This window comes from Kitasatospora sp. NPDC059146 (genome assembly GCF_042786665.1).
Taxonomy (GTDB): Bacteria; Actinomycetota; Actinomycetes; order Streptomycetales; family Streptomycetaceae; genus Kitasatospora.
The window spans coordinates 1-11,091 of the sequence record NZ_JBHZCY010000200.1 but is presented as its reverse complement, the minus strand read 5'-3'; the positions used below and the strand labels follow the sequence as shown (position 1 = coordinate 11,091).

At 74.4% G+C, this 11,091-nt stretch carries 12 protein-coding genes and 1 pseudogene; 7 read left to right on the top strand and 6 right to left on the bottom strand.

The genetic code is table 11. From position 1 onward, the window contains the following. Positions 1-144: 144 nt before the first annotated feature. Both ACFXPX_RS41935 and ACFXPX_RS41930 read right to left on the bottom strand, forming a co-directional pair. Positions 145-306 (bottom strand): hypothetical protein, encoded by a 162-nt coding sequence (locus ACFXPX_RS41935; RefSeq protein WP_380530751.1) that lies wholly within the window; start codon positions 304-306, stop codon positions 145-147. A 68-nt stretch (positions 307-374) separates the two neighbouring features. Continuing rightward, positions 375-578: a CsbD family protein gene (locus ACFXPX_RS41930; protein ID WP_380530748.1), complete on the bottom strand. Its 204-nt coding sequence runs from the start codon at positions 576-578 to the stop codon at positions 375-377. Positions 579-730: 152 nt separating this feature from the next. Here ACFXPX_RS41930 and ACFXPX_RS41925 point away from each other — a divergent pair, with 152 nt between their 5' ends. From ACFXPX_RS41925 to ACFXPX_RS41910, 4 genes are all read left to right on the top strand, one after another. Next, positions 731-1,447, top strand: coding sequence for a TetR/AcrR family transcriptional regulator (locus tag ACFXPX_RS41925; protein ID WP_380644960.1), 717 nt, complete (start codon positions 731-733; stop codon positions 1,445-1,447). Between the two features lie 139 nt (positions 1,448-1,586). Next, positions 1,587-2,744 (top strand): FAD-dependent oxidoreductase, encoded by a 1,158-nt coding sequence (locus ACFXPX_RS41920; protein ID WP_380644959.1) that lies wholly within the window; start codon positions 1,587-1,589, stop codon positions 2,742-2,744. Positions 2,745-2,819: 75 nt separating this feature from the next. After that, entirely contained in the window at positions 2,820-3,440 is a 621-nt protein-coding gene (locus ACFXPX_RS41915) for a TMEM175 family protein (RefSeq protein ID WP_380396482.1), read from the top strand. Between the two features lie 54 nt (positions 3,441-3,494). After that, the gene (locus ACFXPX_RS41910; protein WP_380530739.1) at positions 3,495-3,854 is read left to right on the top strand and encodes a nuclear transport factor 2 family protein; all 360 of its coding nucleotides are present in this window, start codon (positions 3,495-3,497) and stop codon (positions 3,852-3,854) included. Positions 3,855-3,891: 37 nt separating this feature from the next. On the opposite strand, the gene ACFXPX_RS41905 is transcribed toward ACFXPX_RS41910, so the two are convergent. Beyond that, the gene (locus ACFXPX_RS41905; RefSeq protein WP_380530736.1) at positions 3,892-4,815 is read right to left on the bottom strand and encodes an NADP-dependent oxidoreductase; all 924 of its coding nucleotides are present in this window, start codon (positions 4,813-4,815) and stop codon (positions 3,892-3,894) included. A gap of 137 nt (positions 4,816-4,952) precedes the next feature. On the opposite strand from ACFXPX_RS41905, the gene ACFXPX_RS41900 reads away from it, so the two are divergent. Continuing rightward, positions 4,953-5,996, top strand: coding sequence for a GlxA family transcriptional regulator (locus ACFXPX_RS41900; RefSeq protein ID WP_380530733.1), 1,044 nt, complete (start codon positions 4,953-4,955; stop codon positions 5,994-5,996). Positions 5,997-6,070: 74 nt separating this feature from the next. Here ACFXPX_RS41900 and ACFXPX_RS41895 read toward each other — a convergent pair whose 3' ends face one another. Beyond that, the gene (locus ACFXPX_RS41895) at positions 6,071-7,171 is read right to left on the bottom strand and encodes a sensor histidine kinase (protein ID WP_380644958.1); all 1,101 of its coding nucleotides are present in this window, start codon (positions 7,169-7,171) and stop codon (positions 6,071-6,073) included. Next, positions 7,164-7,895 (bottom strand): response regulator transcription factor, encoded by a 732-nt coding sequence (locus ACFXPX_RS41890; protein WP_380588116.1) that lies wholly within the window; start codon positions 7,893-7,895, stop codon positions 7,164-7,166. Before ACFXPX_RS41890 ends, ACFXPX_RS41895 begins: the two co-directional genes overlap by 8 nt. 86 nt (positions 7,896-7,981) lie before the next feature. Between ACFXPX_RS41890 and ACFXPX_RS41885 the strand changes: the two genes are divergently transcribed. Then, a complete protein-coding gene (locus ACFXPX_RS41885) occupies positions 7,982-9,133 on the top strand; it encodes an endonuclease/exonuclease/phosphatase family protein (RefSeq protein ID WP_380644957.1) in 1,152 nt (383 codons plus the stop codon). 47 nt (positions 9,134-9,180) lie between these two features. On the opposite strand, the gene ACFXPX_RS41880 is transcribed toward ACFXPX_RS41885, so the two are convergent. Beyond that, positions 9,181-10,326 (bottom strand): hypothetical protein, encoded by a 1,146-nt coding sequence (locus tag ACFXPX_RS41880; RefSeq protein WP_380644956.1) that lies wholly within the window; start codon positions 10,324-10,326, stop codon positions 9,181-9,183. 251 nt (positions 10,327-10,577) lie between these two features. Between ACFXPX_RS41880 and ACFXPX_RS41875 the strand changes: the two are divergent. After that, positions 10,578-10,937: pseudogene (locus ACFXPX_RS41875) on the top strand (hypothetical protein); the annotation flags it as partial. Positions 10,938-11,091: the final 154 nt, after the last annotated feature.

Here is an 11,091-nt window from a genome sequence, read left to right as displayed (position 1 = left end):
GGTGGCCGCCACGCCGCACCACCCGGAGGCCACGGCCGCATTCGCCGAGAAGGGGGCGCCGAATTTGGACCACCGGGTCCGCCCGGCGGGCGGGGCCGGGGGCAGAGGATCGCCCCGGCCCCGCCCGATTCCGGTCGGCCCGTGCTACCTGCCGGCCCGGCGGCTGCCGAGCCGCAGGCCGCCGAACACCAGGCCGCCCACGAAGAGGACGATCCCGATCAGGAGCAGCCACAGCAGCCCCTTCACCAGGACGCCCACGAAGCCGAACACCACCGCGATGAGCAGGATGAACAGGAGTACTGCCATGTCGTTCCCCTTCCTCGCCCCGTCCGCGCACTCCCCGGCGGGTTCGTTCCCGCCGGGGGGCGCCATCGTCAGTGGTCGCGCTTGAGGGCCCCCTTGACTCGGTCGGCGGCGCCGCGCGCGGCGTCCTTGACGTCGTCCGCGGCCTGCTTGACCTTCGACTCGACCTGATCGGCCTGGCCCTCGCCCTTGAGCTTCTGGTCGCCGGTCACGTCCCCGGCCTTCTCCTTGGCCTTGCCGGTCAGATCCTGCGCCTTGTTCGACAGGCTGCTCATCCGGTCCTCCCGTGGTCCCTCGTCCGTCGGCGACGTGGCTCCGTCGCCGCTGTTCGTCTCCGTTTGCCCCGTAATCGCCCTTCCATGCACCGGGGCGGATCGGTGTCCGGACGGGCCCGGGCCGCCCCGAACGCGTTCGTTACGATCGGGGGATGACCGCGAGAAGAGAGCCGATCAGCCGCCGGGAGCGCCCGGCGAAGCCCGCCCTGTCCCGTCGGTGGATCGTCGACACCGCCGTACGGGTCATGCGGGCGGAGGGGCTGGAGAAGGTCACCATGCGCCGCCTGGCCGCGGAGCTGGACACCGGCCCGGCCTCGCTGTACGTCTACGTGGCCAACACCGCCGAGCTGCACGCCGCCGTCCTGGACGCCCTGCTGGGGGAGGTAGACCTGACCGGCGGGCGCCCCGACGGCGCCGCGGCCGTCGAGGGGGACGACTGGCGCGAGCGGCTCCGCGCCGTCCTGGCCTCCTACACCGCCGTGCTCTTCGCGCACCCCCAGCTCGCCCGCTCGGCCGTCGTGGCGCGGCCCAGCGGCGAGAACTACCTGCGGTTGGTGGAGTGCGTCCTCAGCCTGCTGTCCCGCAGCGGCGCCCCCCGGGAGCAGGTCGCCTGGGGCGTGGACAAGCTGCTCCAGGACGCCACCGCCACGGCGGCCGAGCACGCGACCCAGGCCCAGGACCCGGCGTCCGACGAGGCCTGGAGCGCCACCGCCCGGGCCCTGCGGACGGTGGACGAGGACACCCACCCGGCGATCCGGGCGCACATGCCCGTCCTGGTCGGCGGCTCGGCCGAGCAGCGCCTGCGCTGGGGCTTTGACGTGCTGGTCAACGGCATCACCGGGACGCCGGTCCCGGGCGCGGAGGGCTGAACCCTCCCGTCCGGCGCCCCGCCCACCCGGGGCCTCGGTTGTCCGGGGCGCCGGGCGTCGGCACGCCCATGGACGAACTTGTTCGGAACGAACATGTTCGTTACCGTGGAGGAGTCCGGTCAGTCCTCAGGAGGCACCCATGAGCACCCACCACCCCATCGCGATCATCGGCGGCGGTCTCGGCGGTCTCACCGCCGCCCGCGTGCTGCACGTCCACGGCGTCCCGGCCGTCGTCTTCGAACTGGAGGCCTCCGCCGCCGCCCGGGCCCAGGGCGGCATGCTCGACATCCACGAGGAGACCGGTCAGCGGGCGCTGCGGGCCGCCGGCCTGTACGAGGACTTCCTGGGGCTCGTCCACGCGGGCGGCCAGGAGATGCGCCTGGTCGGCCCCGACGCCGTGGTCCGCGTCGCGGAGCAGGACGACGGCACCGGCGGCCGCCCCGAGGTCGACCGCGGCGACCTGCGCGACCTGCTGCTGGCCTCGCTGCCCGAGGGCACCGTCCGCTGGGGGAGCAAGGTCACCGGCGTCCGACCGCTCGGCGGCGGCCGCCACGAGGTGACCTTCGCCGACGGGTCCACCGTCACCACCGACCTCCTGATCGGCGCCGACGGCGCCTGGTCCCGGGTGCGGCCGCTGCTCTCCGACGTCGTGCCCGCCTACACCGGCATCTCCTTCGCGGAGGCCGACCTGCACGACGCCGACGCCCGTCACCCGCGCAGCGCCGCCCTGATCGGCGGCGGCTTCTTCCTCGGCCTGGGTGGCGGCCGCGGCTTCCTCGCGCACCGGGAGAGCGACGGCAGCCTCCACGTCTACGCCGCCGTGCGGGCCGACGAGGGCTGGCTCGACACCGTCGACTTCACCGACCTCGCCGCCGCCCGGGCCGGCGTCCTCGCCCGCTTCGACGGCTGGCACGACGACCTGCGCGCCCTGGTCGCCGACGCGGACACCCTCACCCCGCGCCGCATCCACGCCCTGCCGGTCGGCCACCGCTGGGAGCCGACCCCGGGGGTGACGCTCCTCGGGGACGCCGCCCACCTGATGTCCCCGTTCGCGGGCGAGGGCGCCAACCTGGCCATGCTCGACGGCGCCGAACTCGCCGCGGCCCTGGTCGCCCACCCCGGCGACACCGCGGCCGCGCTGACTGCCTACGAGACGGCCCTGTTCCCGCGCGCCGAGGCGTCCGCCGCGGACTCCGCCGCCAGCCTGGAGTCGATGTTCGGCGAGCACGGGCTCGACCGGATGGTCGAGTTCTTCACCCCCGCCCCCGCCTCCGCCCCCGCCCCCGCGGCCGAGTGACCGGCTGACCGGCGCGCCGGTGCTCCCGGCGCGTTGCGCGGCGGGGTGCGGCCGCCCGGCTGAGATGCTCGCCCGGTGGAGACCAGGGACACGGGCCGGATCGAGGCGTTCAGCGACGGGGTGTTCGCGATCGCGATCACCCTGCTGGTGCTGGAGATCAAGATCCCGCAGGCGCACGGGGCGGCGGAGCTGTGGCGGGCGCTCGGGGCGCAGTGGCCGTCCTACTTCGCCTACGTGGTGAGCTTCCTGGTGATCGGGGTGGTCTGGGTCAACCACCACACCCTGTTCGCCCACCTCGCCCGGGTCGACCGCACCCTGATGTTCCTCAACCTGCTGCTGCTCATGCTGATCTCCGTGCTGCCGTTCCCGACCGCCGTGGTCGCGCAGAACCTGCGCAACGGCTCGGCGGCGAACGTCGCGGCGGCCGTGTACGGCGCGGTGATGGTCGGTCAGGCGGTGCTGTTCTCCGCCTTCTGGAACCACGTCACGCGCACCGGCCGCTGCTTCGACGAGCAGGTGGACGTGCCGGCGGCCCGGGCCGCCCGTTGGCGGTTCGAACTGGGCCTGGTGGTCTACCCGCTCACCGTCGCGCTGGCCTTCCTCTCCGCCCCGGCGGCCCTCGCCGTCCACGGACTGCTGGCCGTCTACTACGGGTTCAACCAGGTGCGGGTGCCGCTGCTGGCGCAGGGGGCCTGACCGGATCGTGGAAACCACGGCCGGGGGAGCGGGAGTTGTCGTAGCGTCCGGGCCATGGACCACGCCTTCGCCACCCGCTTCGCCCAGGACTGGGCCGCCGCCTGGAACTCCCACGACCTGGAGCGCATCCTCGCCCACTTCACCGAGGACGTCGTCTTCGCCTCGCCCCGGATCGTCGAGCTGATCGGCGACCCGTCCGGCGAGGTGCGCGGCAAGGAGGCCCTGCGCGTCTACTGGCGCAAGGGCCTCCAGCACCTGCCCGACCTGCACTTCACCGTCGAGGACGTCCGGGCCTCCGTGGACACCCTCGTCATCAACTACCGCAACGAGCGCGGCCGGGCCGTCGCGGAGGTGCTCACCTTCCGCGACGGCCTGGTCTGCCACGGCCTCGGCGCGTACGGGCCGGAGGTGTAGGCCCTGTCCGGCCGTCACCGCCGCCGTGCCGGGACCGTCAGGCGACGGTCAGGACGATCTTGCCGGTGGTGCGGCCCTGCTCGCCGAGCTCATGGGCCTTCGCGGCCTGGTCGAGCGGGAGGACGGCCTCGACCACGGGCCGCAGTGCGCCCCGCTCGGCCAGGGCGGTGAGCTCGCGCAGGCCCAGGTGGTCGGGCTCGACCAGGACCCAGCTCGCGCTGACGCCCTCCTGTGCCGCGGGGACGTCGCCCGGGCCGGGGAGGGTGATCAGCCGGCCGCCGGGACGCAGCACCTTCAGGGACCGTGCGGCCGTCTCGCCGCCGAGCCCGTCGAGGACCACGTCCACGTCGGACACGGCCTCCTCGAAGCGGACCTCGCGGTAGTCGACCACCTCGTCCGCGCCCAGCTCGCGCAGCAGGTCGTGCTTGCCCGCGCTGGCCGTGCCGATGACGTACGCGCCGCGCGCCTTCGCGATCTGGACCGCCAGGTGGCCGACGCCACCGGCCGCCGCGTGCACCAGCACCCGCTCGCCGGGGCGCACGTCGGCGGCGTCGACCAGGGCCTGCCAGGCGGTCAGCCCGGCCAGCGGCAGCGCCGCCGCCTCCACGTGCGACAGGCCGGCCGGCTTCGGGGCGAGGTGCCGGGCCGGGGCGACGACGTACTCGGCGTAGCCGCCCGCCTGGCGCGGGAACAGCGGCATGCCGTAGACCTCGTCGCCGGGGCGGTGGTTGCTCACCCCGGGGCCGACGGCCTCCACCGTGCCGGAGACGTCCCAGCCGACCGCCGGCACCTCGCCCCACCCGATGAGCGCCCCGCTCGCCCTGGTCTTCCAGTCCACCGGGTTCACCCCGGCCGCGTGCACCTTCACCAGGACCTCGTTCATCCCCGGCTCGGGCCGCGCGACCTCCCGCTCCACCAGCTGCTCCGGGCCGCCCCACTGCTCCACCACGACTGCACGCATGTCCGTACGCCTTGCTCTCGTCGGATCCGGTCGATCCGTTCCACTGCCGGGCCTGCCCGGCGCAACGAGGTCAACCATTCCGTGCCCGGCACCAGCGCGGGGTTGGCCGTCCGGCCACTGTGTGACAGGATCTGGCCATGGCAAGGATCCGGCCGGAGGCCCCGCGGAACTGCTCGGACCCGGCGCCGTTGGCGCCCGATCCGCACCGGGTCGCGGTGCTGGCCCTGCCCGGGGTCCCGCCGTTCGAGCTGGGCATCCCCTCCCGGGTGTTCGGCAGCGCGGAGGACGCCGAGGGCCGCCGGCTCTACGAGGTCACGGTCTGCACCGCCGACGGGGCGGCCGTCCTCAGTGACGCGGGTTTCACCGTGCAGCCCGCCGCCGGGCCCGAGGCCCTGGCCGCGGCGGACACCGTGGTGATCCCGCCCACCCATGCGATGCCCGAGCTGGGCACCGGCGGCCCGCTGCCGCCCGAGGTCACGGCGGCCGTCGCCCGGATCCGCCCCGGCACCCGGCTGGTGTCGATCTGTTCCGGTTCCTACGTGCTCGCCGCGGCCGGGCTGCTCGACGGCCGGCCGGCCACCACCCACTGGAACCTCGCCCCCGAGTTCCGCCGGGCCTACCCCACGGTCAAGGTCGACGAGGAGGTGCTCTTCGTCGACGACGGCGACGTGCTCACCTCCGCCGGGGTGGCCGCGGGCGTCGACCTCTGCCTGCACCTGATCCGCCGCGACCACGGTGCGGCCACCGCCAACCGGGTCGCCCGGATGTGCGTCGTGCCGCCGTGGCGGGACGGCGGGCAGGCCCAGTACATCGACCGTCCCGTCCCCGACCCCACCATCGCGGGCACCACCGCCACCCGGGCCTGGGCGCTCGCCCACCTCGACGAGCCGCTGCCGCTCACCAGGCTCGCCGAGCACGCCCGGATGAGCCTGCGCTCCTTCACCCGGCGCTTCCGCGACGAGGTCGGCATGACGCCGGTCCAGTGGCTCACGGCCCAGCGGCTCGAACTGGCCAAGCAGCTCCTGGAGACCACGGACCTGCCCATCGACCTGGTCGCCCACCGGGCGGGCTTCGGCACCGCGAACTCCCTGCGCGCCCACATGCGGGCGGCCTTCGGCATCTCGCCCGCCTCCTACCGCCGCACCTTCGGCACGGACGACCGGGTGGCCGCGCTCAGGTGACCGCCCCCGGCCGGTCGCGCCCGTACCAGGGTGGCCGTGCCCAGGTGCCCAGGTGCCCAGGTGCCCGGGCCCGGTCAGGGCGGCGCGGGCAGCTCCACCGTGACGCGCAGCCCGCCGCCCGGGCGCGGGCCGAGGGTGAGCGTCCCGTCGTGGGCCTCGGCGATGGACCGGACGATCGCCAGGCCCAGCCCGACGCCCGCGTGGTGGTTGCGGACGCGCCCGGTGCCGCGCTGGAACGGCTCGGTGAGCGTCGCGACCAGCTCCGGGGCGAGCGGCTCGCCGGTGTTCTCGACGACGAGCAGCGCGGCCCCCGGGCGGACCCGGGTGCCGACCCGTACGGTGCCGCCCGCGGGCAGGTTGTGGACGATCGCGTTGTGCACCAGGTTCACGGTCAGCTGGAGCAGGAGCGCCGGGGAGCCGGTGGTGGGGGCGGCGGCGCCGGAGGTCTCCACGGTGACGCCGTGCCGTTCCGCGAGCGGCAGCAGGGTCTCGGCCGCCTCCTCCGCCAGCAGGGACAGGTCGACCGGTTCCCGGGTGTAGGAGCGCTGGCCGGCCCGGCTGAGCAGGAGCAGCGCCTCGGTGAGTTCGATCGCCCGGGCGTTGACGACGTGGAGGCGGTCGATGACCACGCCGGGGTCCCGGTCGGGATCGCTCCGGGCGACGTCGAGGAGCGCCTTGGAGGTGGCCAGCGGGGTGCGCAGCTCGTGCGAGGCGTTGGCGGCGAACCGCTGCTGCGCGCCGACGTGGGCTTCGAGCCGGTCCAGCATGGTGTCGAAGGCGTCGGCGAGCTCGCGGAACTCGTCCGCGCGGCCCGGCAGCCGGATCCGGTGGGCGAGCGATCCGGTCGAGGCCAGCCTGGTGGCGGCGGTGATGCGGCTCAGCGGAGCCAGGACCCGGCCGGCCAGGATCCACCCGCCGACCAGGCCGAACACCAGCAGGAACGCCAGCACCAGGGCGGCCCGCGGGGCGAAGACGCGCAGCAGGTTGGAGCGGACCGGGAACACCCCGCGGGTCGGGAGGTCGGTGGAGCCGGGGATGAGGAACGCCCGGTCGGGGACGTAGCGGAGCAGGAACAGCCAGACCGCGGTGAGCAGCAGGACCGCGGCGACCATCAGGAACCCGGCGTAGCTGAGGGTGAGTTTCAGCCGGACGCTCGTCCCGGGCGCCCTACCCACGCGGCCCGCCGCCCTCGGGCCCGGAGCGGGAGCCGGATGCGGAGCCGGTGCCGGAGCCGGGCGGCGGCGCGTCGATGCGGTAGCCGACGCCCGGCACAGTGGCGATGATCCACGGCTCGCCGAGCCGCTTGCGCAGGGCCGAGACGGTGATCCGCACGGCGTTCGTCAACGGGTCGGCGTTCTCGTCCCAGGCCCGTTCGAGCAGCTCCTCGGAGCTGACCACGCCGCCCTCCGCGGCGACCAGGACGTCGAGCACGGCGAACTGCTTCCTGGTCAGTGCGACGAACCGGCCGTCCCGGTGGACCTCGCGCCGGAACGGGTCCACCCGCAGGCCCGCGAGCTCCCGCACCGGCGGCCTGCTGTGGCCGCGCCTGCGGTCCAGGGCCCGGAGCCGGAGCGCGAGTTCGCGCAGCTCGAAGGGCTTGGTGAGGTAGTCGTCGGCGCCCAGTTCGAACCCGGAGGCCTTTTGGTCGAGCCGGTCGGCCGCGGTGAGCATCAGGATCGGCTGGCCGCTGCCGGAGGCGACGATGCGCCGGGCGATCTCGTCCCCGGAGGTCCCGGGGACGTCCCGGTCGAGGACGGCGATGTCGTAGGCGTTGACGGCGAGCAGCTCCAGCGCGGTGTCCCCGTCCCCCGCGATGTCGGCCGCGATCGCCTCCAGCCGCAGACCGTCCCGGATGGCCTCGGCCAGGTAGAGCTCGTCCTCGACGATCAGCACTCGCATCCCCCGATGCTACGAGCCCGCACCTATCGTCCGCGTATCGGAAAACGCATACGCCGGGGCAACGGACCGTTGCGTTGACTGGCGGCATGAACCACGAGCAGGGCAGGACGAGAACGGCCGCGCACGACCGTGCGGAGCGGACGCCGGAGCGGACGCCGGAGCCGACCGCAGGACCCGGGGAGCCGACCGCAGGACCGGGGAAGCCCGGCGCCCGGCGCGCGGCGCCGCTCCGGGTGCTCCGGGTGCTCCGGGTGCTCCGCGCCGCCGCCCGGCCGGAGCCCTGGCAGCGCGGGCCGGTCCTCACCGCGCTGGCGCTGCTGCTCGGCCTGCTCCTGCTGCTGCACGCGCAGGTCCCGAACGCCGGGTGGCACCTCGGCAGCCTGGTGGAGAACCTCCTGCCGTGGTTCGGCCTGTTCGTCCCGCTGCTGCTGGCCGCCGCGTGGTGGCGGCGGTCCGCCGCCGCCGTGCTGGCGCTGCTGCTCCCGGTCGCGGCGTGGCTGAACCTCTTCGGCGGCCTGCTCCTTGACAAGTCCCGCCCGGGCGGCGACCTCACCGTGGCCGAGCAGAACGTGAACGCCGACAACCCGGACCCGGACGCCACCGCACGCCACCTGGCCGGCTCCGGCGCGGACCTGCTGGCCCTGGTCGAGCTCACCCCACAGGCGGCGGACGTGTACGAGCAGGGGCTGGCGGCGGCGTACCCGTACCACGTGGTGCTGGGCACCGTCGGCCTCTGGAGCAGGCTGCCGCTGGGCGGGGCCGAGCCGATCGACGTGATGGACTACGGCCCGCTGGCGGAGCGCGCGCCGGCCGCCCGCGACCTGGCTGAGAACCGGGCGCTGCGCACCACGGTGACCACCGCCCGGGGGCCGCTGACCGTCTACGTGGCGCATCTGGGGTCCGTCCGGGTGACCCCCGCCACCGGCTTCTGGACGGCCTCCCGCGACATCGGCGTGCAGGCCCTCGGCCGCTCCCTCGCCGCCGACCGGAGCGAGCGGGCGCTGCTGCTCGGCGACCTGAACGGCACCCTGGACGACCGCGCGCTCGCCGGCCTCACCGCCGGGATGCGCTCGGCCCAGGACACGGCCGGGGACGGCTTCGGATTCAGCTACCCGGCCTCCTTCCCGATGGTGCGGATCGACCAGATCCTGCTGCGCGGAGTGACGGCGACCTACTCCCGGGTCCTGCCGGACGACGGCAGCGACCACCTGCCGGTGGCGGCCGGCATCCGGTGGTGAACCTCCTGCCCCGGACGGGGCAGGAGGGAGTCCGAACTGCGGTCGGATCAGGCCGACTTGGTGATGGTGTAGACGACGTAGACGCCGCACTGGGCGCCGGAGCCCTGCCGGCTGACGACCCAGCCGGCCGGGATCGTGGAGGGCCCGCAGACCTGCATGCTGGTCTGGTCGGTGACCTTGACGATGGTGTACGTCCCGTAGGTGCCGCAGAGTGAGGAGTTGCTCTGGATCGCGGTGATCACCCAGCCCGCCGGGACGGCGGACTGCGCGCAGTCCTGGAGGGTGGTCTGGGTGGTGACCTTGAGCAGCGAGTACAGCGGGTAGTTGCCGCAGCCCGCGCCGTTCTGGGTCGAGGTGATCACCCAGCCGGTGGGCACGGGCGAGTTGCCGCAGGCCTGGATGCTGCTCTGGTTCGACAACTGGACGATGGTGTACGTCCCGTAGGTGCCGCAGGCGGCGGAGGTGGTCTGGATGGCGGTGATCACCCAGCCGCTGGGGAGGGCGGACTGTCCGCAGTCCTGGAGGGTGGTCTGGGTGGTGACCTTGAGCAGCGAGTACAGCGGGTAGTTGCCGCAGCCCGCGCCGTTCTGCATCGCGGTGATCACCCACCCCGTGGGCACGGGCCAGTTGCCGCAGGCCTGGACATTGGTCCGGTCGCCCAGCGGGACGAGGGTGTACGTGCTGTAGGTGCCGCAGGCCGGGAAGACGGTCTGGATCGCGGTGATCACCCAGCCCGGCGGGATCGGGGACTGCCCGCAGTCCTGGAGGACGGTCTGGGTGGTGACCTTGAGCAGCGAGTACAGCGGGTAGCTCCCGCAGGTGCCGGCACCGCTCTGCATCGCGGTAATCACCCAGCCGCTCGGGACCGGCCCGTTCGAGCAGGCCTGGACGGAGGTCAGGGCCGAGGCGTCGGCGATGGTGAACAGCCCGTAGCCGCTGCACCCGGACCACTGCTCACTGACGATCACCCAGCCGGTGGGCACCGGGGTGTAGCCGCAGATCGTCGTCGTGCCGGCGGCCTGCGGCGAGGCCTGCGAGGTCTGCGAGGCCTGCGAGGTCTGCGAGGCCGGTACGGTCCGGGCGGGCTGGGCCGCCTGGGCGGCCGGGGCGACCGCGAGGGTCAGGCCGCCCAGGATCAGCGCCGCCACCGTGAGCCAGCGGGACAGGGACCGTATCGGTCCGAGCAGTCGCATCCGTCGTTCTCCTGATCGTTCGGGCCAGTTGGCGCCTGAGAGCTTGGCAGGCCCGGGCACGCGTGACCAGACCCTCGGCGGCCCGGAGCTTCCGGTGCTGTGCCGCAGCCCGCCGCCGGACGGGTGGATTCCGTGGGGGACAGCGCGCGGCGGCCGCCTGGGGCGCGTGGAGCCGTTCACACTCCCGCCGTACGGCGGACGGCGGCACCGACGGACCTGGAGCCGCGCCGCCTTGACGAGGGAGGACCCCGATGGATCGTCACGGCGCAGCCCGCCACGCAGGCGACCACGCAGCCCGCCGCACCGCCCACGGCCCCGGCCGGGCCGTGGGCGCACCGGCGCTGGCGGCCCTGCTGCTGAGCGGCCCGCTGCTCGCCGGGTGCACCTCGGCGGCCGCCACCGACCCCGAGGCCGCGCCCACGCAGTCCCCCTCCGCCGCGCCCTCCTCCGCCCCGGCCACCGCGCCGCCCGCCCAGCCGGCGCCGCAGCTGACGGACCAGCAGGTGAACTCCGCCGTGGGCCGGATCGACGGCTACGTGCAGGACGCCATGGCGAAGACCGGCGTCCCCGGGGTGGCGGTCGCCGTGGTGTACCAGGACAAGGTGATCCACGCGAAGGGCTTCGGCGTCCGGCAGCTCGGCAAGCCCGACCAGGTGGACCCGGACACCGCAGCTCCCGCGTCCCACCCTGTGGTGCATGGCACGTTGCGAGGTTTGCGGAAACGACTACGGCATGTCCTTCGAGGTGCACGCGCAGGGCGCCGTG